Genomic DNA, 26,977 nt, shown 5'->3' on the forward strand with positions numbered 1-26,977 from the left:
CAAACTCTGGGATTTCCGCACTACTAGGCGACAATGGCGACATGCGCGGTGACACGCTGCATGTCGCCAGGCGGCCGGGATACGGGCTCTTGGAGGAGGCGGTATGGCCGACAGGGCACTTCCGACCTGGGCGATCCGGCTGCGGACCCTCCGCGAGGCCCACGGCTGGGGTCTGTTTGAAACGGCCCGCCGCCTGTTCGCCGCCTGCGGCGTCCAGAACCCTCCTCCTACGAAGGTCAAAAGCCTCGCCCGGCAGGTCACCCGGCACGAGCGGGGTCAAGTCGTCCCCACGGTATGGGCTGACGTCTATGCGCTGGTGTACGGCCTGCCCGACAGCACCTTGATCCTGCCTTCGCCGCGTACCGTGGAAGCACAGTCTGACGGTGACGAGGACGACGTGAGACGGCGAGAGCTTCTCCAGCACACCACCGCCCTGGTGGCCGGTACAGCTGCCGCGCCCGCACTCGCGGTCCTCAGTGAGGCGTGGCAGGCCAGCCAGCCGAAGGTCACCGGCTCGACGGTGTCCCGCGCCATGCTCGACGACTGGGCCGGCGCCTACGCCATCCACGCTCAGGGATATGTCCGGAACCCGCCGGCACTGGTGCTCGCGGGCCTGGCCCGCGACTGGGCGGAGATGGCCCCGCACCTCGCCAAGCCGCAACCGGACGTGGTCAAGCGCGACCTGGCGCACACTTCCGCGCGCCTGGCCCGTCTGATCGCCGGGACCGTTCTCCAGCTCGGCGACCGTCGCATGGCTGGACGGTGGTGGATCACGGCCAGGTCGTTGGCCGACGCCTCCGGAGACCGCCTCCTTGCTTCCTACACTCGATCCTGGGAAGTCACCAGCCGCGTCACAGGACCGGACGAAGATCCGCGCGAGCTCCTCGGTCTCGCCGCACAAGCCCGGCGCCTCGCCGGACGGCGACCGACCGCAACCCTGCTGTACGCAACGGCCGTCGAGGCCGAAGTCCTCGCGTTCCAGAGCCGCCACCGCGATGCGCAGACCATGATGCGCCACGCTGAGCGTGTGTTCGAGACGATCCCCGCCAGCGACCCGGCTGGAACACGAGAAGAACTCCTGAGGTTCGACCAAGTGCTCGTGCTCGGCCTCAGCGGGTCGGCGGACCGAGTCGAGGAGCCCTGGCAAGCAGCGCGCCGGTACTACGGCACCGAGACCCACCTCTACAACGCTGCCCAGCTCGACCTGTACCGCCTGGCCGCACACGCCCAGCAGGATCCCGTCGAGGTCAGCCGTCAGGCCCTCTCGCTGCTGACCGGCCTGCCCGCCGAATGCAGGATCGACCGAGTTGCACTGCCCGCCGCTCAGGTCGTCCGCGCTCTCCCGGAAGGAGCTCGTGACCTGCCCGCGGCACAGGAACTCTGGGAGCTGATATCGCACCGCTAATAGCGCCGAAGCACACCTCGCCCGGTGCGCGGGATGGCAAGCTGAGCTCATGGAGACCCCGACGTTCGAGGAGTTCTTCCGTACCGGCGACCTGGACGCTCAGATCGACGTCGTGGGCGTCCGAGCCGCAGCCGGCTGCTGGCGGGGCACATGGCTGTATGCCTGCCAACAGGGCGACGGCCCCGGAGTCGTGCACGTCATGAGGGACGCAAAGAGCGGTCTTGAGGCGGTATCGAAGCTGCTCACAGGGACGCTAGAGAAGATCTGAAGCGAGCAAGGAACGCGAGGCCGACACCCGGTGGTACCGGCCTCGTTGGCGTACGGGCCAGCGTCACCTCCACCGCCCCTCCAGCCCGATCGCGAGCCGGACAAACGCCCCGGCGAGCGGGACAAGCCTGATCGTGCGGTCTGCGTGGCCTGGTCGAAGGTCATGCGCCCTGCACCCAGCATGACGGCCCCCTCATCGCTGCGAACCCTCGTAGGGGCGATGAGGACGCGACCGACACGCAGCCGCGGGAGAGCATCCAGGTGTTGTGAACCCTCGTAGGGGCGATGAGGATAGGCGAAGGCTGGCGGACAGCGGTCGAACGGCTTCTAGTTGCGAACCCTCGTAGGGGCGATGAGGATCCCAGGGTAAAGCCGCAGTTACAGGAGCGGAAGGTGTCTCCGCCGGAAGCGGCTTTTTCAGTAAGCCGTCGGTAGTGCTGTCGAGCCCGGCGTGTTGCTGAAATCCGCTGATCAACTCCGCTTCGCTCGCTCGGGTGAGTGATGGGGCTACACGCGCCCTCCGGGTGATGAACACGCTCCCTCACTGGGAGTTTCCGCTCGCCCGCCTCAAGTTGGGAGTGGTGGGGTTCACCGGAGACGCCCGTTGTGTCATCTAGGCCACGTTGAGGCCCGGCGGCGCAAGTCTCCTGGTCAGGACGTCGGACCGGGGACGAGTTCAATCTCGATGGCTAGCACGCCGAGGGCTTCCTTGTCGGGGCCGTAGATGCGGCGGATGTCAGCCAGTTGCTGGTCGCGGGGGCTGGTGGGGTTGACGTGCTCGGGGCCTTCGGTGTCGAGCATGTTCTCGAAGCTGTTGTAGCGAGAGATGCGCTTGACGCGAGTGAGTGCGGCGTCGCCGCCGCAGACAAAGCGAATGTGATCGCCAGCCTTGAGGTTGCGCAGGTTTGGGTACTCAACGCGGACCTCGATCGTCTTCGCCCCGGCAGCGACGAGGTCGAAGTAGCGGCGGTAGAGGTTCATCTCGTGGGCCTGGGACTCGGCGGGGGGACGGCCGACCATAGTCCTCTCCAATTCGGCGGTGATGTAGGAGCGGTATTGGACGAGGAGGACCATTATCCCGGCCGAGACCATCGGAGACGCTGAGTTGTTGCGAACCCTCGTAGGGACGATGCGGGCCCTGGCCGTGCAGCTGCAGCACCGGGACCTGCACGTTGCGAACCCTCGTAGGGGCGATGAGGACCCCAGGGTAAAGCCGCAGCTACAGGAGTGGAAGGTGTCTCCGCCGGAAGCGGGTTCTTCAGCAAGCCGTCGGTAGTGCTGTGGAGCCCGGCGTGTCGCTGAAATCCACTGATCAACTCCGCCTCGGTCACTCGGGGAGTAGGGGCTACTAGCGCCCCTGGCAGAGGAGTCATGCTTCCACACTGGCAGTTGCCGCTCCCCCGCCTCTGGGCTCCGATCGTGGAGATCCGATCGAGGCGCTGCCGGAAAGGCGCACGTTAGGTGGGCCAGCGGCCGTCGGTTTTGGCGGACTCGACGGCCGCACGGCCTGCTGGGCGCATTCGTCCGGCGGACGTCAGGGCTTCCGCCTTCGCGACGTTGATTCGGGACCACGGGCTCCGGCGGGTGCGCGGCGAGTAGCGCTGCAGGTAGTAGTCGCCGTCGTAGGCGCGGCGGTGGCTGTCGATCCAGCCGTGGCACAGCGCCTCGTCCAAGGCCTCGTCCAGCGTCACGGTCGCCGCGCGGCTGTTCTTCTTGGCGATCATCAGCCAGACGTCGCGGGCGGTGTCGTGGTGCTCGGCCAGCCACGCCCGCCAGGCTGCGACGTCGGCGAGGACGAGTGCGTTCTCGGTCATCAAGGGTCAGCCCTTCCGGCCCGCGAGGACGTCCATGTAGTGCTGGTTGGTCATGATTCCGAGGATGTTGCCGAACGGGTCACGCACCGAGGCCGTGACGAAACCGGGGCCGCGCTCGGTCGGCTTCTCGAACGGGACGGCTCCCATCTCCAGCAGCCGATCCCAGGTCCTCTCCAGGTCGTCCACGGCCCAGTAGGCGATCGCGCCGCCGTCCTCGTCGCCCAGGCCGGGCGGGGCGTACCGCGCGTCGATGATCCCCAGTTCGTGCTGGTAGTCGCCGACGCGGAACTCGACGTAGGCGGGGTCGCCCTGCTCGGGCCGCTGGAAGTAGGCGTCCATGCCGAGGAACTCGGCGTACCAGTCCCGGGCGGCGGCGACGTCCTTGGCGTAGAAGCTGATGGCGGTGAGTCCGCGAAGCATGTTCCTCTGCCTTCCGTTCCCGGGGGGGTGAGACCCAGATTTCCAGCCAAAGTGCTCACCAAATGAGCACTTTTCCTGGCATCTTCGGGGCATGAGAGCGGATCGTCTGGTGGCCGTCCTGCTGCTGATGCAGTTGCGCGGCCGGGTCACGGCGGCGGAGGTCGCCGCCGAACTGGAGGTCTCGGTCGCCACGGCCCGGCGCGACCTGGAGGCCCTGTCGGCGGCGGGCATCCCCGTCTATCCGCAGGCGGGACGCGGCGGCGGATGGGCTTTGCTCGGCGGTGCCCGCACCGACCTGTCCGGGCTCAAGGCGTCCGAGGCCAGGGCATTGTTCCTGCTGCTCGGCCCGGCAGCGGCGATCGCGCCGGAGGCCAAGGCCGCGCTGCGCAAGCTCGTCCGCGCCCTGCCCGCGACGTTCCGGCAGGACGCCGAGGCCGCAGCGGACGCGGTCGTGATCGACCCGGCCCGCTGGGGCGAACACCGCCGCCCGCGCCCCGTCCTCGTCGATCTGCTGGAGGACGCGGTGGTGCGGCGTCGCAAGACCCGCCTCACCTACTCCGGACGAGAACGGGTCATCTCACCGCTCGGCCTCGTGGACAAGGACGACACCTGGTACCTGATCGCCGCAACCCCCGACGGCCGGCGCACCTTCCGCGTGGACCGCATCACCGACGCCCATGTCACGGACGACCCGGCCGACCGTCCCGCGGACTTCGACCTAGCGACCGCCTGGGACGAGGTCGTCACCGCGATGGAAGCACGCCGCGCGACGACCACCGCCACAGCGACCATCGAAGCCCGCTACCTGCGCGTCCTCCAGGACCGCTTCGGCCGCCACTGCGAAGTGCTCGGCCACGGCGAGCGCGTCCGCGTCGCCCTCACCGCCCCGACCGCGCTCGACATCGCCCGCCACCTCGCAGGCTGGGGCGACCTCGTCCACGTCGAAGGCCCGCAGGCCGTCCGGGACGAACTGGCGAAACTGGCCGCCCAACTCACCAAGCTGTACGGCCCCCAAGCCGACGCGAACGAGATCGCATGACCGGTTCTACCGACTTACCGGGCGGTCCTCCGTATCAAGCCAGACGTGCTGCCCTTCGGGCGTGACGGTCAAGCCCCAGCGGTCGGCGGTGGGACGCCCCAGACCGTCCCACCAGCGGTAGGCGGCCTCTACCTCGTTCCACAGATTCCGGTCCCCCGACTGGCGGACGGGGAACTTCTCCGCGTCCGTCCGATGTTCCAGGGAGGCCCACGAACCCGACCACGGATCGACCAGCCACACCGTGTACGCGCCATCGGCCTCGTGTGTGACGATCAGCTTGCAGTGCGGCACCTTCAACCCGATCGCCAGCGACGCGTCGTACTCCCCGAGGACCGAATAGGGATGCGTCTCGGTAAACGACCGCCGGGCGTCCGGGACATCGCGTACATGACGCTTGAGTGAAGCGCGCTTGCCACGCTGGTCGCGCAGCCGCATGAACGCCACATTCCCGATGATCCGGCCACGCATCGTGCCGTCCGATGCGACGACGAAGGACACCAGTGCGCCGTTGTGGAAGTCGGTGGTCCACGGCACCAGGACGCGTCCGCCCGGCCTCGTCTGCTCGGCCCACGCATGGGGAACCTGGTCGGCCGCCACAGTGGCGATCACTCGATCGAAGGGCGCGCGTTCCGGAAAGCCCAGCGCGCCGTCCCCGGTCATGACCGTGACCTCGTACCCGGCCTGCCCCAGCACCCAACGGGCGCGAGCGGCCACCACGGGATCGACCTCGACCGAGGCCACCTTGTCCGAGCCGAGCCGTTCGGCGAGGAGCGCGGCGTTCCATCCCGTCCCGGTGCCGATCTCCAGCACCGACATGCCCGGCTGGACGTCCAGCGCGGCCAACATGCGCGCCACCACGTAAGGACGACTCGCTGAACTGGTGATCTCCCGGCCGACCCGTCCGGCCAATGCCGGGGCGCCGTCGTCCACCTGGGTGATCACCGACTCGTCGGCGTAGCAGAGCTCCAGCCATGCGGCCTCGTCGTCGGCTCGGTCCACCGGGACCAGGAGGTCACCCTCCTCGACCCACACCGTGTCGGGGATGAAGACGTGCCGGGGAACAGTCTCGAACGGGCGGCGCCACTGCGGCGTCAGGGCACCGGCCTCGGCGAGTTCGGTGACCATCCCGGACGACAGCTCTGCCGCATCGGTCACCTACTTGCCTTCTCATGCTTGCCGCCACCCTTGGGATCGCCTTTCTCCGGAGGAGGAATCGGCTTGTCCCACTGCCCGTCCTTCTCCTTCTTGTCCTCGTGCTTGCCCACCCCGGGACTCCTCTCCACCACGCGCGTCTGCGCAGTGCCCGCCTCCGGGCTCGATGCGCAAGGGCGCGTCCGATTCTCCCGACGGAACTACCGGCGGGGCATGGCTTATCCGTCAGATCCTCGGCTTCCCGGTCCCCAGGAATGTGGCGATGTCGCAGCCCTTGCCGTGCTTGCGTGTGGGACGACACGTCCGGGAGGTGGTGGTCCCGGCGGGGGGCTGACGTGGCGCTTAGCTTGGACGTGGTCCGATGTCGATCGCTGGGGAGGACGCGTGCGCTGGACGGTCAAGTCCGAGGAGCAGTTGTACCGGGACCGCTGGCTGGACATCCGCCTCGCGGAAGTGGACGCCGGGGGCCGGACACTGGACCACCGTTTGATCCGGACGCCGCCCGGCGCCGGCGTGGTCGTCATCGACGAGCAGCGACACGCCCTGCTGTTGTGGCGGCACCGCTTCATCACCGACACGTGGGGCTGGGAGATCCCGATCGGCCAGGTCGAGGACGGTGAGTCCGCAGCGGTCGCGGCTGCCCGGGAGTGTGAGGAGGAGACGGGATGGCGGCCGTCCGATCCCCTCCGGCCGCTCCTGGTCGTCCACCCGACGCCGGGCATCAGCGACAGCGCCCATCACGTGTTCCAGGCCGACGGCGCGACGTACACCGGCCCACCCACCGACGGCTGGGAGTCGGAACGCATCGAGTGGGTGCCGCTGGCGGACGTCCCCGGCCTCATCGAACAGTGCGAAATCACCAGCGGCACCACGGCCACCGCACTTCTGTACGCCCTCAGCACGACCCAATGATCTGCAACCTCCTGGCCGCCCGCGGCACCCCGGCCTGACCTTCATCCATCCATATTGCTGGTTTCGGACGCGTCCGGCATTCGGCGACTCGTCCCCTTGTTCCGGCCGCTCCGCAACACAAAGAGTGGACGCGACGGTGACGCATTGTGCGTGGGCCTTGCTCACCCTCTGAACGAGTGAGACTCTTTCGGCACCCGTCGTCTACGGTAAGGACATTTCGCTATGCCTCGACCGTGGGAGGCCGATCCGGCGGCCGGCTTCAGGCGCAGGTTGGGCAAGTCCGCACTTGAGCTGGGTGACACCAATGCGGACCCGACTTGTCCCGACATTTGGGAGTTGGACAATGGCGATGTCGCGGTGATCGGCCGTGACCTCACCGAGCAGTACTCCGGACGGCTACCTGAAGGGGTTTCGGTCGGCTATAACGAACGCCTCGTGGTGATTCCACGGAACATGGTGATCGCCGCCAAGCCTGACATTCCCGATGCTTGATCTTGTGCGGCGTCTTCCTGCCGTTGAATTGGATGCCCAGGGGTATCTCAGTGATTTCTGGGAGCACCATGAACGGACCGACGGCGCATTCTGGAAACTGGAGCGGCGGCAGAGTTTTCGTGAGCCCGACGAGCCCAGTTGGGTCGCGATGAGCACCGGCGACTGGGACCGCGCGCTCGCGTTGATCGCGGAGCAGCGCGCCGCGACGACGGTGAGCGGACGTGAGAGCCACCGGCTCCGGATCGTCGAGCTGCCGATCAGCCCCTACCTCCAGTGGGAACTGCACGTGCTCCAGGTGCGAGCCGAAGCGGGCGTCCAGGACGTCCGGGTCTTGGACGCATCGGACGTCAGCCACCTGGAGGCCGACCACCTCCTCCCTGAGCTGGTGTTCCTCGGCGACACGGTGATGTACGAGGTCCTCTACGACGAGGACGGCACGCATTCGGGCGGGCGCCGCCACGACGACCCGGGCGTGATCCGCGCCTGCCACCGGCAGCTCGTCGAACTCCACGGCGCGGGCGAGCCGCTGGCGACCTACTTCGACCGGGAGATCGCGGCGCTGCCGGCTCCCGCCGGGCAAGCCTGAGACGGGGGAACCGACCGGTGGTCAGGCGCGTTTTCGCAGGCCGCGCCACTCACCGGGCCTTCGTGACTACGCTGTTGCTCATGGTGATCGCTCTGGCCGCGGGCCTGGTCGCCTTCTCTCCCATCGCCCTGCGTGCCTGGACACCGCGGTTCGGCGACTGGGAACGGCTCAGCTGGATCGGTCAGACCTACGGCGCCGCGTCCGCGCTGCTGGCGGTCCTGGCATTGATCGGCATCAGCGTCTCGCTCGTCCTCCAGGCGCGCGAGGCCAAGGCCACCCGCGAGCAGGCGGTGCGGGCCGTCCACACCGACCTGCTGCGCATGGCGATGGAGGACGAGGTCTACCGGCGCGCCTGGGGTCCGTACTTCGCCGCGGGCGACTCGGAGCGGCAACGCCAGCACATGTACATCAACCTGATCATCTCCAACTGGCAGATGCGCTGGGGTCTGCGGGACATCAGCGAACAGCATCTGCGCGCCACCGCGCACGTCCTCCTCTCTGGGGAGCCGGGGCAGCGGTTCTGGGCGGAAGGGCGCGAGCTGCGGCTACGCGCGGTCAACGGACGCCGGGAACGGCGCTTCCACCAGATCCTCGACGAGGAGTACCAGCACGCACGGCGTGACCCCGCTCTTCCGCCTGCTCCGCTTCCCGCCGAGGAGGCGACAGCAACGAAGCCCTGGTTGCTGCTTGGTTCGGTGCTTGCGGGGGTGACGGTGCTGGTCGCGGTGTGGCGTCGGCTCGTCGGCCGCAGAGATGAGGCGTGAGGGTACGCGGGTTAGGTGGTTTTCAGGAGGCGGCGGTGTTCAGGGCGGTGGCGAGGGCCTTTGGGGACGACAGCATCGGCCAGTGGCCGGTCGGCAGGTCGAAGCGGCGCCACGGGGGCTGGTTCAGGTGGGCCAGCATCGGGATTCCGGTGTCCAGCAGGGCCGTGAACTCGCGGCAGGCGATCAGGACGCGGTCGACGTCGGCGGCGGGCTCGACCGGTTCGGAGACGGGCTGGGTGTAGGTGCCGAACGGGTGCGGGGTGGCGCGGGCGCGCAGGGTGTCCATCTTGTCCTCAAGGCCGTCGAGGCTGCTCGACCTGCTCAGCATCGCTTCGACGGGCAGCTTCCAGCCGTCGCCGGACGCGGTGACCTCCTGCCGCAGTTCGTCCGCCGCCTGCGGGGGCATGAGGTCCAGCATGCGCATTCCGGCGGAGAACGGCGCGCTGTCCACGTAGACCACGCGCTCCAGCCGGTCGCCGAGGCGGGCGGCGGCGCCGGTCACCGGCGCCGCCGCGTAGCTGTGGGCGACCAGCGTGACGTCCCGCAGGTCCTTCGTCTCGGACGTCCCGCAGGTCCTTCGTCTCGATGAAGCCGGTGATGTCCGCGATGTGGGTGTCCAGGTCCGTGTCGGGGTCCGCCTGGTCGGCGCGTTCGGCGAGGCCGGTCAGGGTCAGCGGCAGCGCGGTGTGGCCCTGGTCCCGGAGCGTGCGGGCGGTGTCTTCCCAGGCCCACGCCCCGAGGCAGGCGCCGGGGACGAGTACGAAGGTGGCCATGTGATCTCCCTGAAGTGAGGTTCTGAGGGGAGCGTAAGGTCGATACAGGACAGATCCCGCCCTGAAATGCCGAGTGACCCATGACACATCCCCTCACGCGCGTGCTGACCCTGCTGGAGCTCCTCCAGGCGAACGCCCGGCTCACGGGCACGGAGATGGCGCGCCGCCTGGACACCGACGTCCGGACGGTCCGCCGCTACATCGCCCACCTGCGCGACCTGGGCATCCCCGTGGAGGCCGAACGCGGCCGGTACGGCGGTTACCGGCTGGCGCGCGGGTACCGGATGCCGCCCCTGGTCCTCACCAATGACGAGGCCCTGGCCGTCGTCCTCGGCCTGCTCGCGGCGGAACGCCTCGGCATGGGGACGGCCGCGCCAGCCAGCGCCGGAGCCCTGGTCAAGATCGAGCGGGTGCTTCCGCACGCCCTGCGTGAACCGCTCGCCGCCATGCGCGAGACCCTGTCGTTCACCGCCAACGCCGTGGCCGGGCAGGCCCCCGAGACCAGCGTCCTGCTCGCCCTCGCCCAGGCGTCCCGCGACCGCAGGACGGTCGGCATCAGCCACGAGTCCGGACGTCGCGAACACACCGAGCGCGACATCGACCCCTACGGCGTGGTGTTCCACACCGGCCGCTGGTACGTCGTCGGCCACGACCACCTGCGCGACGGCCTGCGGACCTTCCGCGTCGACCGCATCACGTCCCCGACGCCCCGGGACCGCCACTTCACGGCACCCGACGACTTCGACCCCGTGGCCCACCTGACATCGACACTGGCCCAGGGGTCCTACCGCTGGCAGGTCGAGGTGACGATCCACGGTCCGCTCGACGCGATCGCCCGGCGGCTGGCCGGCGCGGCCGTGACCCTCGCCGACCGGCCCGGCGGCGTCCTGATGCGCGTCCAGGCCGAGCGGCTGGACGGCATGGCGCACATGCTCGCCTCCCTGGAATGGCCCTTCACCATCCACAGCCCCGACGAACTGCGCGGAGCCCTCAAGGACCTCGCCGACCGCCTCGCGGCAGCCGCCCGGCAGGGCACGGAAGAACCACCACGGTGAATACCGGACCTTGTCCGGCCGTCCCCCTTTCCGTCATGATTCCGGGCATCGTCGCGGGAAGGGGCCTGACATGCGGGGTTTCCGGTCGGCGGGCGTCATGGTGGCCGCGGCTCTCCTCGCAGCGGGATGCGGGGGTTCCGGAAGTAGGGAGCCGACCGCCGCGACGACGCCGCCGAAGGTCCATTCGACGGCCCGTCCCACCTGCCTGACGGGCGACTCGGACGGTACCGCCGTCTGGGCGGGAGACACCCAGGTGCTGCTGCTCGGCTCCGGTTCCAAGGGCATCGTCCTCGCGCCGCAGATCGACGGCAACGCCTGTAGCTGGACGGACGAGATGCACCGGCTCGCCAAGGCCGGGTACCGGGTCGCGGTCGTCAGCTACGAGGACGACCGGTCGAAGTCGCTTCCGGCGGCGGTGCGGGTGCTGCGCGCGAACGGCGCCGCCAAGGTCGTGCTCATGGGAGCGTCCGCGGGAGGCGGGCTCGTCGTCGACCAGGCGGGCGGGATCAGCCCCGCGCCGGTCGGCGTCATCGCGGTCAGCCCGGTCGAGGTGTGGCCGCAGCGGCCGGGACCGGAGGCGTATCGGGGGCCGGTCCTGCTCCTGGAGTCGAAATCCGACCCGAGCGCGCCGCTGAGCGACGTGAAAGCGCTGGTCGGACGGCATCCCGGCGGGGCGGAGAGCCTGTACTTCGACGGCGACGACCACGGGTACTCGCTCGTGATGCTCCAGCACAAGGCGCGTCCCGCCATCGACGCGTTCCTCAAGAAGACTCTGGGATGAACGTGCGTCTCTATCTCTCTTCCTTCCGGACGGGCGACCGTCCGGACCTGCTGCTCGCGCTGTGCGGCGAGCACCGCGACATCGCCGTCATCGCCGACGCGCTGGACGCGGAGCCCGAGGAGACGCGGCGGGAAGGCGTCCGACGCGAGATCGCGGCGCTGTCGGAGCTGGGGTTCCACGCGACCGAGATCGACCTCCGCGAGTACGCGGGGCCGACGGACGACCTCGCGGACGAACTCGACCGGTTCCCGGCCGTCTGGGTGCGCGGCGGGAACGTGTTCGCGCTCCGGTACGCCATGGCGGCCAGCGGAGCCGACGTCCTGCTGACGAAGCTGGTCGGCGACGACGCCCTCGTCTACGCCGGTTACAGCGCCGGGGCCTGCGTCCTCGCGCCCAGCCTGCGCGGACTGGAGGCGTGCGACGACCCGCACGCGGCCCCCGAGACGGTATGGGACGGGCTTGGCGTCCTCGACCACGCGTTCGTCCCGCACGTCGGCTCCCCCGGCCATCCCGAGTCCGACGTCCTCACCCGGCTCGCACGCGACTACCGCCGGCAAGGCGTCCCGCATCTGGCCCTCCAGGACGGTCAGGTGCTCGTGGTGGACGGCGCGGCGACATCGGTCGTCCCCTGAGCCGCCCTCCGAGTCGCCCCTGAGACGCCCCGCGTCGCCTGAGCCGCCGCGCGTCGCCCCTGAGACGAGTCAGGTCGTGTGAGTCAGATCACGAGAAGGGGTGGCCCCCGAGGACGGCGCGACATACGTTCGTGGAGTCGCACGGTCCTGAGGGAGTGACGCCGCATGCCACGAATCCGTGTCGAAGTCGACGGGGCGACGTACGAGGACGACGTCGAACCGCGAGTCCTGCTGGTCCACCATCTGCGCGAACGGCTGGGGAAGGTCGGCACCCCGGTCGGCTGTGACACCGCCAACTGCGGCGCGTGCACCGTCCTGCTGGACGGGCTGAGCGTCAAGAGCTGCTCGGTGCTGGCCGTCCAGGCGGACGGGCGCTCCGTCACGACCGTCGAGGGGCTGAGCCCGGACGGGTCCGCCGGCCATCCGCTGCAGCGGGCGTTCCACCGCGAGCACGCGCTCCAGTGCGGGTACTGCACGCCGGGCATGATCATGGCGTCGCTCGACCTGCTGCGCGACAACCCCGACCCGTCCGAGGAGGAGGTCCGGGAGGGCCTGGAGGGCAACCTGTGCCGCTGCACGGGGTACCAGAACATCGTGCGGGCCGTGCGGAGCGCGGCGGCCGAGGCGCGTACAGGCGAGGTGGCGCCGTGACCGAGATCGGGCACGCCAGGCCCCGCGCCGAGGACGCGCGCCTGGTCACCGGTCGGACGCGCTGGACCGACAACCTCACCCCCGCCGGGACGCTGCACGTCGCGTACCTGCGCAGTCCGCACGCGCACGCCCGGATCGACCGCGTCGACGTCGAGGCGGCCAGGCGCCGGCCGAACGTCGTCGCCGTCCTCACCGGGAAGGACCTCGCCGAGGAGCAGGGCGCGCTGCCCTGCGCGTGGCAGGTCACCGAGGACATGAAGCTGCCCGCGCACCCGCCGATGGCCGTGGACGAGGTGCGCTACGCGGGCGAGCCCGTCGCGTGCGTGGTCGCGCGCGACCGGTACTCGGCGGCCGACGCGCTGGAGGACATCGACGTCGACTACTCGCCGCTGCCCGTCGTGCTCGACATGGAGCGGGCCGTCGAGGACGGCGCGGACCTCGTCCACTCCGACCTCGGCACGAACGCGTCCTACACGTGGGTGTTCGAGCAGGGCGACCTGGACGCGGCGATGCGCGACGCGCCCGTGCTGCTGGAGCGCCGGTTCGTCCAGCAGCGGCTCATCCCGACCGCGATGGAGCCGCGCGCGGTCCTCTGCGAGCCGGACGGCTCGGGTCCGAACATGGACTTCACGCTGTACTCCTCCACGCAGATCCCGCACATCCTGCGGCTGATGCTGGCGGTGGTCACCGAGATCCCCGAGCACCGCATCCGCGTCGTCGCGCCGGACGTCGGCGGCGGGTTCGGCTCGAAGCTCCAGGTGTACGGCGAGGAGGTGCTCGCGCTGCTGCTCGCGCGGCGGCTCGGCCGCCCGGTGAAGTGGACCGAGTCGCGCAGCGAGGGCAACATGGCCGTCCACCACGGCCGCGACCAGGTCCAGAAGGTGACGCTCGCCGCCGACCGCGACGGGACGCTCCGGGGCCTCAAGGTCGAGCTGCTGGCGGACATGGGCGCGTACCTGATGCTGGTGACGCCCGGCGTCCCGCTGCTCGGGGCGTTCATGTTCAACGGCATCTACAAGATGGACGCCTACTCCTTCACCTGCACGGGCGTGTTCACGAACAAGACGCCGACCGACGCCTACCGGGGCGCGGGACGTCCCGAGGCGACGTTCGCGATCGAGCGGCTGATGGACGAGCTGGCCGCCGAGATCGGCGTGGACCCGGTCGAGGTGCGCCGCCGCAACTGGATCACGCACGAGGAGTTCCCCTACGACACGATCGCGGGTCTCACCTACGACACGGGCAACTACGAGGCCGCGACGGAGAAGGCGCTCGCGCTGTTCGAGTACGACAAGCTGCGCGCCGAGCAGCACGACCGGCGCGAGCGGCGCGACCCGGTGCAGCTCGGCATCGGCGTCTCGACCTACACCGAGATGTGCGGGCTCGCGCCGTCCCGGGTGCTCGGCTCGCTGTCGTACGGCGCGGGCGGCTGGGAGCACGCCTCGGTGCGGCTCCTGCCGTCCGGGAAGGTCGAGGTCGTCACCGGGTCGTCCGCGCACGGGCAGGGCCACGAGACCGCGTGGGCGCAGATCGCGGCGGACCGGCTCGGCGTCCCGTTCGAGGACGTGCGGGTGCTGCACGGCGACACCGCCGTGTCGCCCAAGGGCATGGACACCTACGGGTCGCGGTCGCTCGCGGTCGGCGGCGTCGCGCTCTACCGCGCCTGCGACAAGGTCGTGGACAAGGCGCGGACGATCGCCGCGCACATGCTGGAGGCGTCCGAGGACGACCTGGAGTTCGGCGGCGGCCGGTTCAGCGTCCGGGGCGTCGAGGCGGCCGGCCTGTCGATCCAGGAGGTCACGCAGGCCGCGTTCGCCGCGCACGACCTGCCGGACGGCGTCGAACCGTCGCTCGACTCCGACGTCACCCACGATCCGGAGAACTTCTCGTTCCCGCACGGCACCCACCTGTGCGCGGTCGAGATCGACACCGAGACCGGCTTCACGAAGATCCGCAGGTACGTGGCCGTGGACGACGTCGGCAACGTCGTGAACCCGCTCATCGTGGAGGGGCAGGTGCACGGCGGACTCGCCCAGGGCATCGCGCAGGCCCTCTACGAGGAGGCCGTGTACGACGCGGACGGCAACCTCACGACGACCACGATGGCCGACTACCTCGTGCCGTCGGCGGCGGACCTGCCGTCCTTCACCACCGACCGCACCGAGACCCCGGCCGCCGGGAACCCCCTCGGAGTGAAGGGCGTGGGCGAGGCGGGCACGATCGCCTCCACCCCGGCCGTGGTGAACGCGATCGTGGACGCGCTGCGCCCGTACGGCGTCCGCGACGTCCCGATGCCCTGCACACCCGAACGCGTCTGGACGGCGCTGCGCGAGGGAGGCGCCCGGTGATCCCCCCGACCTTCGAGTACCTCCGTCCGCGGACGCCGGACGAGGCCGTCCGGATGCTCGCGGACGCGGGCGAGGACGCCAAGGTCCTGGCCGGCGGGCAGTCGCTCATGCCGCTGCTGCGGCTGCGCCTCGCTTATCCCGAGGCCCTGGTGGACCTCGACCGGATCGCGGAGCTGCGCGAGATCCGCGACGACGGCGACGCGATCGTGATCGGCGCGACCGCGACGCACCACCAGGTGGTGCGCGATCCGCTCGTCCGCGAGCACGCGCCGCTGGTCGCCGCCGCGACCGCGACCGTCGCCGACCCGGCCGTCCGGCACCGCGGCACGTTCGGCGGCTCCCTCGCGCACGCCGACCCCGCCGGGGACCTGCCCGCCGTCGCGCTCGCGCTCGACGCCGTGCTCCTCGCGCGGTCGGCGTCCGGCGGCGAGCGCGAGATCCCGGCGCGCGAGTTCTTCGCGGACTGGATGACCACGGCGCTCGAACCGGACGAACTGCTGACCGGCGTCCGCATCCCTAAGGCCGGCGGGCCGGGCTGGGGCTTCCGCTACGAGAAGTTCCACCGGACGGCGCAGGCGTGGGCGATCGTCGGCGTCGCGTGCGCGGTGCGGCGCGTCCAGGGCGCGGTGGAGGACGTCAGGATCGGGCTCACCAACATGGGCCCGGTGCCGGTCCGCGCGTCCGCCGTCGAGGAGCGGCTCGCCGGGAGCACCCTCTCGGACGGCGCGCTGCGCGAGGCGTCCGACCATGCCGCCGAAGGCACCGAACCCCCGTCCGACCTGCACGGATCCGCCGAGTACCGCAGTCATCTGGCCCGCGTCCTGACCCGCCGCGCGCTCACCGCCGCGACCGCCCGCTGACGGGACCCGCGACGCGCGGCCGGGCTGCCCCGCCCTCCCGGCCGCGCGTCCCCCGGTTGGCGGGCGACGCCCGGAGGAACGTAGGGTCACGTCGACCCCCGGACGAGAGAAGGACCCGAAGAACATGGAGCTCGACCACGAATTCACCGTCCCCGTCCCGGTGGAGCGTGCCTGGTCGGTGCTGCTCGACGTGGAGCGCGTCGCGCTGTGCATGCCCGGCGCGACCCTCGACTCCGCCGCGGACGAGGAGTACCAGGGACGGCTCCGGGTGCGGGTCGGCGCGATGACGATCACCTACCGCGGCGTCGCGCGGATCGTCGTGGCGGACGAGGGCTCCCGGTCCCTCACGATCGACGCGCGCGGCAAGGAGGCGCGCGGCTCGGGCACCGCCAACGCCACCGTCCAGGCGAGGCTGCACGACGAGGACGGCACGACGCGGGTGACCGTCCGCACCAAGCTGAACGTGACGGGCCGTCCGGCGCAGTTCGGCCGGAACATCCTGTCCGAGGTCGGCGGCCGTCTCATCGACCGGTTCGCCAAGGCCCTCGCCGAGGAGCTGGAGGCGTCCGAGGCGTCCGACGCGACCGCCTCGGCGGACCGCGCCGCCGAGAGCCGCGCCGCCGAAGGCCGGGCCGCCGAGACCTCGCGTCCGCGCGGTGGCGGCGAGCAGCCCGGAACGTCCGCGGCCGAGGCGCGTGCCGAGCAGCCTCCGGTCCCGACCGTCCCGCGTCCGCGCCCGGTGAGCCCCCTCGAACAGCTCTCCCCGGAGACCACCGACGCCCCGCACCCGCAGGACGCGGCCGACGAGCACGGCACGGCGAACGGCCGTCCCGAAGCGAACGAGCAGCACGCAGCAGGCGGTCGGGGCACGGCAGACGGTCAGGACGCGGCAGACGGTCAGGACACGACAGACGGTCAGGACGCGGCAGACGGTCAGGATGCGGCGCCCGCGCCGGTGACGCGGATCCACCCGCGCCGCGAGGACGACGCGATCGACCTCCTGGAGGTCGCCGGGCCGTCCCTGGTCAAGCGCGCGGTCCCCGCCGCCGGAGCCGTCGCGTTCCTCCTGGCGATCCTCTACGTGCTCCGCCGTCGCCGCCGCTGACCCACCACCGGCTCGCGCGCGACAAGACGCATCACGATCGGAACACCAAGGGACGGTCAATGATCGCCCGCGTGCCGGTGGGGACATTGGCGGTGCGCGGGCGGATTCCGGTCGGCTTGGCGTGTGCACACCCTCACCGAAGGACGGCCGGACGGCCCGGCGCTCCCCCGCGACTCCTGGTGGTACCGCGAGCGGCGCGCGATCCTCTCGCGCGAGCTGCACCGGCTCGGCCCGCCCGGACGGGCCGCGCACCTCGGCTCCGCCGACGGCGCCGACGCGCTCCACCTGCACCGGCACGGCTGGCGGACCACCGCGCTCGTCACAGACCCGGCCGCCGTGCCCGCCGTCCGCGCGTCCGGCGTGGCGGCGGTGGCGGGCGACCCGTGCTACCTCCCGCTGCCGACCGGCGCGTTCGACCTCGCGGTCGCGTTCGACCTGCTCGCGCGCGTGGAGGACGACCACCGCGCCGCCGCCGAGATCGCGCGGGTGCTGCGTCCCGGCGGCACGGCTCTGATCGCGGTCCCGCAGGACATGCGGCTGTGGTCGGCCCACGACCTGGCCTGCGGCCACGTCCGCCGGTACACGCGGGACATGTTCTGCGCGCTGCTCGCCGGCGCGGGCCTGGCCATCGACCGGCTGTGGAACTGGAACGTGCTGCTCCGGCCGCTCGCCCGCCTGCGCCGCCACCAGGTCACGGGCTGGGAGACCCGGCAGCGCCGCCCGGCCGCCGACCGGCTCCTCGGCTGGATCGTCCAGGCCGAGGACCTGCTGCCGGTGCGGTCGCTGTCCGGCACGACGCTGATCGCCCGCGCGCACCGTCCGGCGGACGACCGGGAGCCGCCCGCCGCCGGGCAATGAGCGCCAGGCCGCAGCCCAGCGCCGTCAGGCGCCGGAGCCCTCCGAAACCCCGGCCTTCCTCGCCGGGGTGCTGAGCAGGCGGTCCACGGCGCGTCCGGCGGCGCGGCCGTCGTCGTACGGGCAGTACCTGGCGCGGAAGGCCGTGTACGCGTCGGCGTACGGAGCGCAGGCGGCCTCGATGTCCTCCAGGGCCGCGGCGACCTCCGCGGACGTCCGCACGACCGGCCCGGGCGCCTCGGCCTCGAAGTCGAGGTAGAAGCCCCGGACGGTGTCGCGGTAGCTCTCCAGGTCGTAGGCGTAGAAGACCATCGGACGGCCCATCACCGCGAAGTCGAACATCGCCGACGAGTAGTCGGTGACCAGGACGTCCGCCGCGAGGTACAGTTCGGCGATCTCGCCGTACCGGGACACGTCGATGACGAACCCGTCGGAGTCCGACCACGACCGGTCGGTGATCAGGTAGTGCGCGCGGACGAGCACGACGTGGTCGTCGCCGAGCCGTTCGCGCAGCAGCGCCAGGTCGAGTTCCAGGGAGAACGCGCGGCGGCCGGGCGCGAGGTGGTGGTCGTCCCGCCACGTCGGCGCGTACAGCACGACCCTCCTGCCGTCCGGCACGCCGAGCCGTTCCCGGACGCGCCGTCCGACGGACGCGGCGCCCGGCGCGGTCAGGATGTCGTTGCGCGGATACCCGCTCTCCAGGATCTCGCCGTCGTACCGGAACGCGCGGCGCATGATCGGGGTGGTGAACGGGTTCGGCGAGATCAGCACGTCCCAGCGCGGGACCTCGCGCTCCATCCACTCCAGCGTCTCGGTCCGCTTGTACGGCATGTCGCGCAGGTCGTGGGCGAGCTTCTTCAGCGGCGTCCCGTGCCAGGTCTGCAGGTAGGTCTGGCCCTCGCGCTTGACGAACCACGGCAACTGGCCGTAGTTCCCGACGATCCAGCGCGCCCGCGCCAGAGCCTCGTAGTGCTCGCGGCTCTCCATCAGCACGGCACGGGCCCCTTCCGGAACCTCGAACCGCCCGTCGCGGGTCACCCACACGCACTCGATGTCCGGACGCCTGCGCCGCAGCTCCTCGAAGACCGCACGCGGGCTGCAGGAGTACTGGGCGCCCTCGTAGGAGTCGAAGACGGCCAGGTCACGGAGGGGGAGCTCGCGCATCCGCGGGTACTCGTCCTCCTGGATGCGCCGCTGCGCGTAGGGGCCGCGCACGTCGTCGGGCAGCGCCGTCCGGATGTTGAGCGCCAGCGCGTCGCCCTGGTGCAGCCCGAGCGCCACCTCGTGCGGCCCGAGGACCCTCGGGTCCGGGAGTCCGGCGATCGCCGAGCGCTCGACCACGACCATGGTCTCGCCGACCTCGGAGCCGACGACCAGGTCCCACAGGCCGCTGCCGAGCGGGAGCAGGGTCCCGAACAGCGGCATCCGCGCGGGGGTCAGCTCCGCCCGGAACACGCGGCCGTCCCAGGTCAGCGGCACGCGGTACTCCTCGCTCGACCGCCTGCGCCGGACGATCAGCTCGTCCGGGACGGGTCCGGGCGACATCTCGCCGGTGAGCACGAGCCGGTCGCGGTCCGCCCACCGGACGCCGGTGACCACCGGGCGCCGGAACCGCTCGACGCCCCGCAGGTTGCCGTACCGCGTCCGGGTGAGCGCGAAGTCCTGCGTCCCGATCGCGTAGCGCGCCTCGCCCACCCCGTCGGCGAACGCCAGCCGGACCGGCCTGTCGGCCCCGCACAGCCGGAACTCCCAGCTCACGCCGTCGCCGATGCGGGTCGCGCGGGCCACCCGGTCCTCGGCGCACGGGTCGGACAGCAGCTCGTCCAGGGGCAGCTCGACGGTGAACCGCAGCCCGCCGTCCGCCGGGCGGACGTCGCGGGCGGGCCTCTCCACCTGCCCCTGCCCGTACTGCCGCCGCGCCTGGACGACCGGGGCCGTCCCGAGGTCCGCGTTCGTCCACCCTTCGAGCCGCAACACGCGCCCCTGGCCGGGCGTGAGCACGGACGCGTCGCCTCCGGGGCGCGCGGCGGTGGCGGCCGCGTGGCCACCGGCGGTCCCGGGTTCGGGCGTCGTTCCGTGGGCGAGGACGAGGGCGCGCTCGCGCTTCACCTGGAGGAGGAACCCTTCCGGGTCGGCGCACGGAAGGATCTTGACGTGCTCGGCGACCCGCCGCGCGGGCGCCCAGCCCGCGCGCGGCAGCCGGGGCGACCCGGCGCGCTGCTCGCCGTGCCTGCCCTGGGCGTCCACGCCGATGTGCAGGTCCCAGGTGCGGCTGCGCCAGCGCCCGACCCTGAGCTCGGCCGGATCGACGACCACGGTGAAGCCCGAGTGGTCGTAGCTCACCGCCGACTGCCCGGACTGCGCGGTCACGTCCGGCCGGACGACCCGCTCGACCCGCAGGTCGATCCGCCGCCGGCCGCCCCGCTCCTGCAGCCAGACCCGAATCCGCTGCGCGCGCGGGGAGTCGGCCGCGATGCGCGAGAAGTGGGCGTGCCCGTCGATGCGCAGCCGCCCGTCCTCCTGCCAGCGCACGTCGTCCACGAAGGCCCAGAGCCGCAGCTCGGCGGTGATGTCGTACATCTCGTCCGGGATGCCGCGCGCCTCGTCCCCGAAGTACGGGTAGCGCAGGTACCAGCGGTGCCGGAACCGCCCGCGCCGGACGGTCTCCGCGTGCCGGTCGCCGTTCTTCTCGAACCGCATGACCTCCAGCAGCTCCGGGACCATCCGGCGTTCCAGCAGGTGCAGCCGGAGGCGCTTGCGCATCGGCAGCAACGCGCGGGCGGCGGGCGCGGCGTCCCTCAGGCAGCCGGCGCCGAGGTCCAGGATGCGCTCGCGCTCGTCGTCGGTCGCGAGCAGCAGGTTCTCGGTGAGGACGCCGAGGTCCACGTCCAGCGCGTACCGGTCGTAGGCGGCCTTGAGGCGCGGGTCGTGGCCGTCCAGGAACTCGTGGACCATCCGGACCGACGTCATGCGGTCCTCCAGGTTCGCCAGCTCCGCCTTCCGCTTGGTGATCGATCCCCGGCGTTCCCGCCAGTAGTAGACGGGCTGGGAGAACACGTCCACCGAGGACGCCAGGACGTGCGCGGCGACCATGACCGGCGAGTCCTCGTAGAGGATGCCGGGGAAGCTCAGCTCGTGCCGGTCCCAGAACGAGCGGCGGAAGACCTTGTTCCAGACCATCCGGTCCTGCATGAGGCTGTGCTGCCGGGACACGTGCGTCCGCTCGACGCTCCGCTCGCACGGCTCCCGGTGCGCCCAGCACTGCCACGTCCGCGCCCCGTCGAAGCGGCGGACGTTGCCGCAGGCCATGTCGGAGCCGGTGCGGTCCAGGCTCTGCGTCATCAGCTCGTAGGCGTACCGGGCCACCACGTCGTCGCTGTCCACGAATGCCAGGTACTCGCCGGTCGCGTGCCGGACGCCGGTGTCGCGCGCCGGCCCGAGGCCCTGGTTCTCCTGCTGGACGAGCCGGAACCGCGGATCGCGGGCGGCGAACGCCTTCGCGATCACCGCGCAGTTGTCGGGCGACCCGTCGTCCACCATGACGACCTCGATGTCGTCGAGCGTCTGCCGGGCCAGCGAGACCAGGCACTCCTCCAGGTAGTCCTCGACGTCGTAGAAGGGGACGACGATGCTGATCTTCGGTGTCACGGGACGCTCCAGGGTGAGGCGGACCAGAGGACGTCGGGCACGGCGGTCGTCACCGGTGCGGCGGTCGTCACCGGCGCGGCGGCCCTCGCATGTGCGGTGGTCGCCCGAGGCGCGGTGGTCGCGGAATGCCCGGTGGTCGTCACAGGTAAGGCGGGACGGCATCGCGGCGCAACAAGACACGGCGCATGGACCATCGCACGCAACTCAGCGGACGGTAACGGTGTTGGCTCCGGCGCCCCCGAGTCGCCGCAGCCCCACCGCCGGAGCGGCCGGGAGTGCGTCCGGGCGGCCCTCACCAGGGCGGGACGGGACGGCGACGCTGAGCTTCGGGGACATGGACTCCAGGATGGTCACACTTGGTGACGAGTCCGGCCCGGATCGTCATTGCCAGGACGGCCCCTGACCCAGACTTGACCCGCTCTTGGAGAACTCGCCACCGAGGAGAGCGGACTCTCACGTCCCGAAGCCGGTAAGCCGCCTCAAGTCCCCCGAGGCGGTGAGGTCAGGCGGCCGTCCGCAGGCCCGGCCACTCCTTGGCCACGGCGTCGCGGAGCGCGTCCGCGAGCGCCTCGAAGTCCTCCGCGCGCGGGGACGTGGACCGGAACCCCAGCCCGATCTGCCGGGACGGCGCGGGAGCGGCGAAGCGGCGCTCCTCCAGTCCCACGGCACGCCGGGTCTCGACCTCCAGCGCCGTCTCCGGCACGAGCGTCACGCCCAGGCCTCCCGCGACGAGCTGGACGAGCGTGGACAGGCTCGTCGCGTACGTCGCCGACCCGGCGCGCGCGCCGACCTCACGGCAGACGTCCAGCGCCTGGTCGCGCAGGCAGTGGCCCTCGTTCAGCAGGATCACGTCCAGGTCGTTCAGCGTCCCGCGCTCGACCACCGGAGGCAGGTCCGCGCCGGCGGGCGCGACGAGCGCGAAGTCCTCGTCGTAGAGGGTGAGTTCCGTCACCCCGGACGCCGGGGCGGGCAGCGCGAGCAGGATGACGTCCAGCCGTCCGGCGAGCAGTTCGGCGGTGATCTCGCCGGTCTGCTCCTCGTGCACCGACAGTTCGAGCTCGGGGAAGCGCTCGGCCAGGTGCGGCAGGACGACCGGCAGGAGATAGGGCGCGACGGTCGGGATCACGCCCAGCCGCAGCGGCCCGACCAGCGGCCCGCGCACCGCCTCGACGTCCTCCACCAGGCGGTCGAGCTCGGCCAGCACGGTCTCGGCGCGCCGCGCGACCCGCTCACCGGCGGGTGTCAGCAGGACACGCCGTGTCGTACGCTCCACCAGCCGGGTGTTGAGCGTCTCCTCCAGCGCGGCCACCGCTCCGGACAGGGCGGGCTGGCTCATCCGGAGCGCCGCGGCGGCGTCCCGGAAGTGCAGGTACTCCGCGAGCGCCAGGAACGCGCGCAGCTGGGCGACGGTCGGACGGCTGATAGCCAACTCCTATCACTCGAACCCCACTGATCCGATTTCTCTTTTCACCGTACCTGGTGCACCCTGGATGACGTCGGTCGGCGGGGGGCCCGGCCGGACCGGCTCCCCCGCGCGCTGACCTGCCCGGACGTGTCCCGCCGCCGCGCGTGGGCCCGTCCTTCGGAGTCGCAAACCAAAGGAGCCTTGCGTGCTTACCGTCGGAGACCAGTTCCCCGAGTACGAGCTGACCGCCTGCGTCTCGCTGGACGCGGACAACGCCTTCGAGACGATCAACCACAAGACCTACGAGGGCAAGTGGCGCGTGGTGTTCTTCTGGCCGAAGGACTTCACCTTCATCTGTCCGACCGAGATCGCCGAGTTCGGCCGGCTCAACGAGGAGTTCGCCGACCGCGACGCCCAGGTGCTCGGCGCCTCCGTCGACAACGAGTTCGTCCACTTCGCGTGGCGCAAGGACCACCCGGACCTGCGCGAGCTGCCGTTCCCGATGCTGTCGGACCTGAACCGCGAGCTCACCTCCGCCCTCGGCATCCTCACCCCGGACGGTGTCGCCCAGCGCGCCACCTTCATCGTCGACCCGAACAACGAGATCCAGTTCTCGATGGTCACCGCGGGCTCGGTCGGCCGGAACGTCAAGGAGGTCCTGCGGGTCCTCGACGCCCTGCAGAGCGACGAGCTGTGCCCCTGCAACTGGAACAAGGGCGAGGCCACCCTCGACGCCGCCAAGCTGATGGCCGGCGCGGACGCCTGAGCGCACGCCTGAACCACCCCGCCGCGTGACCCGCGGCACCGCCGCGGACGTCGCGGCACCCGAGGAGGCGGCCGGTCGCGGAACGACCGCGGCCGGCCGCTGCCGTCCCCGAAAGGAACCCGACATGAGCGTCGACGCGCTGAAGTCCGCCCTCCCCGACTACGCCAAGGACACCAAGCTGAACCTGGGCTCGGTGACGACCACCTCCTCGCTCACCGAGCAGCAGCTCTGGGGCACGGTCCTCGCCTCCGCCCTCGCCAGCCGCAACGCCCGGGTCGTGCGCGAGCTGGCCGAGGACGCCGCCGACTACCTGTCCGCCGAGGCGTTCGACGCGGCCAAGGCCGCCGCGTCGATCATGGCGATGAACAACGTCTACTACCGCGCCACGCACCTGCTGAGCGACGACACCTACGGGACGCTCCGCGCGGGCCTGCGGATGAACGTCATCGGCAAGCCGGGCGTCGAGAAGGTCGACTTCGAGCTGTGGTGCCTCGCCGTCTCGGCCGTCAACGGCTGCGGCCAGTGCCTGGACTCGCACGAGAAGGTGCTGCGCGACGCGGGCATGCCGCGCGAGCAGATCCAGGAGGCGCTGAAGATCGCCGCCGTCGTGCACGCCGCCGCCCTCACCCTGGAGGGCGAGGAGGCGCTGGCCCCCGCCACCGTCTGAGACGCGCCCACCGTGTGACACGCGCGCGTCCGGCAGAAGAAGGTGATGTCCTTCTGCCGGAAGAACACCGCACTCCACTTTGCGAGAGCCCGGCCCGGAGAAGCCTCCGTGCCGGGCTCTCGCACGTCCGCCCTCCCTCCTGAACGCCCGAAGCCCCGCACCCACCCCGCCCGACGACACCCCAGCCCAAGGCCGCATTCCTGCGCCTCAGACGGCATGACCACATCCCGGCGCCCACGCCACAAGGCCCCGGGCCGCGCCGCAAGCCTCCCTGGGCCGCGCCGCAAGCCTCCCGGGCCGCGCCGCAAGACCCGGGGCCGCGCCGCAAGCCTCCCGGGGCCGCGCGGCAAGACCCCCGGAGCCGCACGGCAAGGCCCTCGCCGCGCGCATGCCCTCGCCGCGCGTAGACCCTCGCTGCAAGAAGCCGCAGGTTTGCGTGGCAGGCCGCTTGGTTTCAAGGTCGCATTGCTCCCGCGGGGAGCCTCAGCGTGTCCCCTCACTCGCCCTGGATGCGCGAAGACCCCGGACGGGAGGTCCGGGGTCTTCGGGTGAGCCGGTCGTGAGGGGCCGCGGCGTGGTTGCGGGCCGCCGCCCCTGGCGCCCTGTCGGGTCGGGGCTCAGCGCTCGGGGGTCACTCCCACTCGATGGTGCCCGGGGGCTTGCTGGTCACGTCCACGACCACGCGGTTGACCTCGCGGACCTCGTTGGTGATGCGCGTGGAGATCTTCGACAGGACCTCGTAGGGAAGCCGGGCCCAGTCGGCCGTCATGGCGTCCTCGCTGGTCACCGGGCGCAGCACGATCGGGTGGCCGTAGGTGCGGCCGTCGCCCTGGACGCCCACCGAGCGGACGTCGGCGAGCAGCACCACCGGGAACTGCCAGATCTCGCGGTCGAGGCCGGCGCGGGTCAGCTCCTCGCGGGCGATCGCGTCCGCGTCGCGGAGGATCTCCAGCCGCTCGCGGTTCACCGCGCCGATGATCCGGATGCCGAGGCCGGGGCCGGGGAACGGCTGCCGCCAGACGATCTCGGCGGGCAGGCCGAGCTGCTCGCCCAGCGCGCGGACCTCGTCCTTGAACAGCGTGCGCAGCGGCTCGACCAGGGTGAACTGGAGGTCCTCCGGCAGGCCGCCGACGTTGTGGTGGGACTTGATGTTGGCCGCGCCGGTGCCGCCGCCCGACTCCACCACGTCCGGGTACAGGGTGCCCTGGACGAGGAACTCGACCTCCTCGGCCGAGGAGCCGACGATCTCCCGCGCGGCCTCCTCGAACACCCGGATGAACTCGCGGCCGATGATCTTCCGCTTGGTCTCGGGGTCGGTGACGCCCTCCAGCGCGTCCAGGAACCGGTCCTGGGCGTTCACGACGTGCAGGTTCACGCCGGTGGCGGCGACGAAGTCCTTCTCGACCTGCTCGGGCTCGCCCTTGCGCAGCAGCCCGTGGTCGACGAACACGCAGGTCAGCTGGGAGCCGATGGCGCGCTGCACGAGCGCAGCCGCGACCGCCGAGTCCACGCCGCCGGACAGCCCGCAGATCGCCCGCTTGTCCCCGACCTGGGCGCGGATCTCCTCGATCGCCTCGTCGGCGATGTTGACCATGGTCCAGGCGGGACGGCACCCCGCGCCCTCGTACAGGAACCGGCGGAGCACCTCCATCCCGTGCTCGGTGTGCAGCACCTCGGGGTGGAACTGGACGCCGTAGAAGCCGCGCTCCCGGTCCTCCATGCCCGCGACCGGGGTGACGTCGGTGGCCGCCGTGACCGTGAAGCCCTCGGGCGCGGCCGACACGAAGTCGCGGTGCGACATCCACACGGCCTGCCGGGCGGGCATGCCCTCGAACAGCATGCCGGGCGTGGTCACCGCGATCTCGGCGCCGCCGTACTCGGCGACCTCCGAGTTCGCCACGACGCCGCCGAGCGCCTGCGCCATCACCTGGTGGCCGTAGCAGATGCCCAGGGTCGGGACGCCGATCTCGAACAGGCCCTCCGGCGCGGCCGGGGCCCCTTCCTCGTAGACCGAGGCCGGGCCGCCGGACAGGATGATCGCCTTCGGCTTCTTCGCGAGCATCTCCGCCGCCGGCATGGTCGACGGAACGATCTCGGAGAACACGTGACACTCGCGGACGCGTCGCGCGATCAGCTGCGCGTACTGCGCGCCGAAATCGACGACGAGAACGGTGTCAAAGGACTGGTCTACGGCCACCAACAGCGCCTTTCGCGGTACGGACGAGGCGGAGGTCTTCCAGTTTAGGGGCCGTCTGCCTGCGCCGATGCCCCGCCCCGGGGTGGCGCCCGCCACGCTGCGAGCCTGTCCGGTAACGGACGGCACCCAATCGCGCGGGGTACGGGCACACCCGGCCACCCTCTGATACGTGTTGACAACGCACCGTGGCCGTCCCCGCCGCCCCGCCAAGGAGATCCGTGAAGCCGCTGCTCGCCTCAGTCATGCTCGCCGCCGCCTCGGTCCTCTCCCTCCCTTCCCATCCCGCGGCTCTCTCCCTCCCTCCCCACCAGGCACCCCCCACCTCCCGTCGCCCCGTCGCCTCCGGCCGCTCCACCTGCCCCACCGCCCCCCACGCCGCCCCC

At 71.4% G+C, this 26,977-nt stretch carries 24 protein-coding genes and 1 pseudogene; 17 read left to right on the forward strand and 8 right to left on the reverse strand.

Annotated elements, in window-relative coordinates:
* Window positions 1-103 precede the first annotated feature (103 nt).
* On the forward strand, window positions 104-1,405 hold the full coding sequence (locus DZF91_RS09145; RefSeq protein WP_117357040.1) for a hypothetical protein: 1,302 nt from the start codon (window positions 104-106) through the stop codon (window positions 1,403-1,405).
* Window positions 1,406-1,454: 49 nt separating this feature from the next.
* The gene (locus DZF91_RS09150; RefSeq protein WP_117357041.1) at window positions 1,455-1,673 is read left to right on the forward strand and encodes a hypothetical protein; all 219 of its coding nucleotides are present in this window, start codon (window positions 1,455-1,457) and stop codon (window positions 1,671-1,673) included.
* A gap of 650 nt (window positions 1,674-2,323) precedes the next feature.
* Here the strand turns inward: DZF91_RS09150 and DZF91_RS09155 are convergent.
* The 3 genes from DZF91_RS09155 to DZF91_RS09165 form a co-directional block, all read right to left on the reverse strand.
* Complete coding sequence (locus tag DZF91_RS09155; protein WP_117357060.1) at window positions 2,324-2,692, reverse strand: ASCH domain-containing protein; 369 nt, start codon at window positions 2,690-2,692, stop codon at window positions 2,324-2,326.
* Between the two features lie 437 nt (window positions 2,693-3,129).
* The gene (locus DZF91_RS09160; protein WP_117357042.1) at window positions 3,130-3,486 is read right to left on the reverse strand and encodes a YdeI/OmpD-associated family protein; all 357 of its coding nucleotides are present in this window, start codon (window positions 3,484-3,486) and stop codon (window positions 3,130-3,132) included.
* A 6-nt stretch (window positions 3,487-3,492) separates the two neighbouring features.
* Window positions 3,493-3,906 carry a VOC family protein gene (locus DZF91_RS09165; protein WP_117357043.1) on the reverse strand — a complete coding sequence of 138 codons (414 nt, stop codon included), beginning with the start codon at window positions 3,904-3,906 and terminating at the stop codon, window positions 3,493-3,495.
* A gap of 91 nt (window positions 3,907-3,997) precedes the next feature.
* Here DZF91_RS09165 and DZF91_RS09170 point away from each other — a divergent pair, with 91 nt between their 5' ends.
* Entirely contained in the window at window positions 3,998-4,945 is a 948-nt protein-coding gene (locus DZF91_RS09170) for a helix-turn-helix transcriptional regulator (RefSeq protein WP_117357044.1), read from the forward strand.
* Window positions 4,946-4,951: 6 nt separating this feature from the next.
* On the opposite strand, the gene DZF91_RS09175 is transcribed toward DZF91_RS09170, so the two are convergent.
* Window positions 4,952-6,070, reverse strand: coding sequence for a methyltransferase domain-containing protein (locus DZF91_RS09175; protein WP_117357061.1), 1,119 nt, complete (start codon window positions 6,068-6,070; stop codon window positions 4,952-4,954).
* Between the two features lie 411 nt (window positions 6,071-6,481).
* On the opposite strand from DZF91_RS09175, the gene DZF91_RS09180 reads away from it, so the two are divergent.
* From DZF91_RS09180 to DZF91_RS09195, 4 genes are all read left to right on the forward strand, one after another.
* Window positions 6,482-7,009 carry an NUDIX hydrolase gene (locus DZF91_RS09180; protein WP_117357045.1) on the forward strand — a complete coding sequence of 176 codons (528 nt, stop codon included), beginning with the start codon at window positions 6,482-6,484 and terminating at the stop codon, window positions 7,007-7,009.
* 222 nt (window positions 7,010-7,231) lie between these two features.
* On the forward strand, window positions 7,232-7,501 hold the full coding sequence (locus DZF91_RS09185; RefSeq protein ID WP_117357046.1) for a hypothetical protein: 270 nt from the start codon (window positions 7,232-7,234) through the stop codon (window positions 7,499-7,501).
* Window positions 7,494-8,087 (forward strand): DUF6879 family protein, encoded by a 594-nt coding sequence (locus tag DZF91_RS09190; RefSeq protein ID WP_328589151.1) that lies wholly within the window; start codon window positions 7,494-7,496, stop codon window positions 8,085-8,087. Before DZF91_RS09185 ends, DZF91_RS09190 begins: the two co-directional genes overlap by 8 nt.
* A gap of 80 nt (window positions 8,088-8,167) precedes the next feature.
* A complete protein-coding gene (locus DZF91_RS09195) occupies window positions 8,168-8,851 on the forward strand; it encodes a DUF6082 family protein (protein ID WP_147341071.1) in 684 nt (227 codons plus the stop codon).
* A 22-nt stretch (window positions 8,852-8,873) separates the two neighbouring features.
* Here DZF91_RS09195 and DZF91_RS09200 read toward each other — a convergent pair.
* Window positions 8,874-9,404 (reverse strand): annotated as a pseudogene (locus tag DZF91_RS09200) (alpha/beta fold hydrolase); the annotation flags it as partial.
* 300 nt (window positions 9,405-9,704) lie between these two features.
* Here DZF91_RS09200 and DZF91_RS09205 point away from each other — a divergent pair.
* From DZF91_RS09205 to DZF91_RS09240, 8 genes are all read left to right on the forward strand, one after another.
* Window positions 9,705-10,679, forward strand: a complete 975-nt coding sequence (locus tag DZF91_RS09205) for a helix-turn-helix transcriptional regulator (RefSeq protein ID WP_117357049.1) — start codon at window positions 9,705-9,707, stop codon at window positions 10,677-10,679.
* 70 nt (window positions 10,680-10,749) lie between these two features.
* Window positions 10,750-11,460, forward strand: coding sequence for an alpha/beta hydrolase (locus DZF91_RS09210; RefSeq protein ID WP_147341072.1), 711 nt, complete (start codon window positions 10,750-10,752; stop codon window positions 11,458-11,460).
* The gene (locus tag DZF91_RS09215) at window positions 11,457-12,092 is read left to right on the forward strand and encodes a Type 1 glutamine amidotransferase-like domain-containing protein (protein ID WP_199486515.1); all 636 of its coding nucleotides are present in this window, start codon (window positions 11,457-11,459) and stop codon (window positions 12,090-12,092) included. The genes DZF91_RS09210 and DZF91_RS09215 overlap by 4 nt, the downstream gene beginning before the upstream one ends.
* Before the next feature lie 165 nt (window positions 12,093-12,257).
* Window positions 12,258-12,743 carry a (2Fe-2S)-binding protein gene (locus DZF91_RS09220; protein ID WP_117357052.1) on the forward strand — a complete coding sequence of 162 codons (486 nt, stop codon included), beginning with the start codon at window positions 12,258-12,260 and terminating at the stop codon, window positions 12,741-12,743.
* The gene (locus DZF91_RS09225) at window positions 12,740-15,091 is read left to right on the forward strand and encodes a xanthine dehydrogenase family protein molybdopterin-binding subunit (protein ID WP_117357053.1); all 2,352 of its coding nucleotides are present in this window, start codon (window positions 12,740-12,742) and stop codon (window positions 15,089-15,091) included. Before DZF91_RS09220 ends, DZF91_RS09225 begins: the two co-directional genes overlap by 4 nt.
* Window positions 15,088-15,951 carry an FAD binding domain-containing protein gene (locus DZF91_RS09230; protein ID WP_117357054.1) on the forward strand — a complete coding sequence of 288 codons (864 nt, stop codon included), beginning with the start codon at window positions 15,088-15,090 and terminating at the stop codon, window positions 15,949-15,951. Before DZF91_RS09225 ends, DZF91_RS09230 begins: the two co-directional genes overlap by 4 nt.
* Window positions 15,952-16,075: 124 nt before the next feature.
* Entirely contained in the window at window positions 16,076-17,056 is a 981-nt protein-coding gene (locus tag DZF91_RS09235) for an SRPBCC domain-containing protein (protein ID WP_117357055.1), read from the forward strand.
* A gap of 123 nt (window positions 17,057-17,179) precedes the next feature.
* The gene (locus DZF91_RS09240) at window positions 17,180-17,914 is read left to right on the forward strand and encodes a class I SAM-dependent methyltransferase (protein WP_117357056.1); all 735 of its coding nucleotides are present in this window, start codon (window positions 17,180-17,182) and stop codon (window positions 17,912-17,914) included.
* Between the two features lie 24 nt (window positions 17,915-17,938).
* On the opposite strand, the gene DZF91_RS09245 is transcribed toward DZF91_RS09240, so the two are convergent.
* Window positions 17,939-21,559 (reverse strand): bifunctional glycosyltransferase/CDP-glycerol:glycerophosphate glycerophosphotransferase, encoded by a 3,621-nt coding sequence (locus DZF91_RS09245; RefSeq protein ID WP_117357057.1) that lies wholly within the window; start codon window positions 21,557-21,559, stop codon window positions 17,939-17,941.
* Between the two features lie 502 nt (window positions 21,560-22,061).
* The gene (locus DZF91_RS09250; protein ID WP_117357058.1) at window positions 22,062-22,988 is read right to left on the reverse strand and encodes a hydrogen peroxide-inducible genes activator; all 927 of its coding nucleotides are present in this window, start codon (window positions 22,986-22,988) and stop codon (window positions 22,062-22,064) included.
* 181 nt (window positions 22,989-23,169) lie between these two features.
* On the opposite strand from DZF91_RS09250, the gene DZF91_RS09255 reads away from it, so the two are divergent.
* The gene (locus DZF91_RS09255; protein ID WP_117357059.1) at window positions 23,170-23,730 is read left to right on the forward strand and encodes a peroxiredoxin; all 561 of its coding nucleotides are present in this window, start codon (window positions 23,170-23,172) and stop codon (window positions 23,728-23,730) included.
* Between the two features lie 124 nt (window positions 23,731-23,854).
* Window positions 23,855-24,397 carry a carboxymuconolactone decarboxylase family protein gene (locus DZF91_RS09260; RefSeq protein ID WP_117357062.1) on the forward strand — a complete coding sequence of 181 codons (543 nt, stop codon included), beginning with the start codon at window positions 23,855-23,857 and terminating at the stop codon, window positions 24,395-24,397.
* 631 nt (window positions 24,398-25,028) lie between these two features.
* Here the strand turns inward: DZF91_RS09260 and guaA are convergent.
* Window positions 25,029-26,594, reverse strand: a complete 1,566-nt coding sequence (gene guaA / locus DZF91_RS09265; RefSeq protein ID WP_207661885.1) for a glutamine-hydrolyzing GMP synthase — start codon at window positions 26,592-26,594, stop codon at window positions 25,029-25,031.
* Window positions 26,595-26,977: the final 383 nt, after the last annotated feature.

This window comes from Actinomadura logoneensis (assembly GCF_003428695.1).
GTDB classification, from domain to species: domain Bacteria; phylum Actinomycetota; class Actinomycetes; order Streptosporangiales; family Streptosporangiaceae; genus Spirillospora; species Spirillospora logoneensis.

Excerpts from the sequence above, each read along its gene's own strand:
- DZF91_RS09145 (WP_117357040.1), top strand. The coding sequence starts at position 104 with ATGGCCGACAGGGCACTTCCGACCTGGGCGATCCGGCTGCGGACCCTC.
- DZF91_RS09150 (WP_117357041.1), top strand. The coding sequence starts at position 1,455 with ATGGAGACCCCGACGTTCGAGGAGTTCTTCCGTACCGGCGACCTGGAC.
- DZF91_RS09155 (WP_117357060.1), bottom strand. The coding sequence starts at position 2,692 with ATGGTCGGCCGTCCCCCCGCCGAGTCCCAGGCCCACGAGATGAACCTC.
- DZF91_RS09160 (WP_117357042.1), bottom strand. The coding sequence starts at position 3,486 with ATGACCGAGAACGCACTCGTCCTCGCCGACGTCGCAGCCTGGCGGGCG.
- DZF91_RS09165 (WP_117357043.1), bottom strand. The coding sequence starts at position 3,906 with ATGCTTCGCGGACTCACCGCCATCAGCTTCTACGCCAAGGACGTCGCC.
- DZF91_RS09170 (WP_117357044.1), top strand. The coding sequence starts at position 3,998 with ATGAGAGCGGATCGTCTGGTGGCCGTCCTGCTGCTGATGCAGTTGCGC.
- DZF91_RS09175 (WP_117357061.1), bottom strand. The coding sequence starts at position 6,070 with ATGGTCACCGAACTCGCCGAGGCCGGTGCCCTGACGCCGCAGTGGCGC.
- DZF91_RS09185 (WP_117357046.1), top strand. The coding sequence starts at position 7,232 with ATGCCTCGACCGTGGGAGGCCGATCCGGCGGCCGGCTTCAGGCGCAGG.
- DZF91_RS09190 (WP_328589151.1), top strand. The coding sequence starts at position 7,494 with ATGCTTGATCTTGTGCGGCGTCTTCCTGCCGTTGAATTGGATGCCCAG.
- DZF91_RS09195 (WP_147341071.1), top strand. The coding sequence starts at position 8,168 with ATGGTGATCGCTCTGGCCGCGGGCCTGGTCGCCTTCTCTCCCATCGCC.
- DZF91_RS09205 (WP_117357049.1), top strand. The coding sequence starts at position 9,705 with ATGACACATCCCCTCACGCGCGTGCTGACCCTGCTGGAGCTCCTCCAG.
- DZF91_RS09210 (WP_147341072.1), top strand. The coding sequence starts at position 10,750 with ATGCGGGGTTTCCGGTCGGCGGGCGTCATGGTGGCCGCGGCTCTCCTC.
- DZF91_RS09215 (WP_199486515.1), top strand. The coding sequence starts at position 11,457 with ATGAACGTGCGTCTCTATCTCTCTTCCTTCCGGACGGGCGACCGTCCG.
- DZF91_RS09220 (WP_117357052.1), top strand. The coding sequence starts at position 12,258 with ATGCCACGAATCCGTGTCGAAGTCGACGGGGCGACGTACGAGGACGAC.
- DZF91_RS09235 (WP_117357055.1), top strand. The coding sequence starts at position 16,076 with ATGGAGCTCGACCACGAATTCACCGTCCCCGTCCCGGTGGAGCGTGCC.
- DZF91_RS09260 (WP_117357062.1), top strand. The coding sequence starts at position 23,855 with ATGAGCGTCGACGCGCTGAAGTCCGCCCTCCCCGACTACGCCAAGGAC.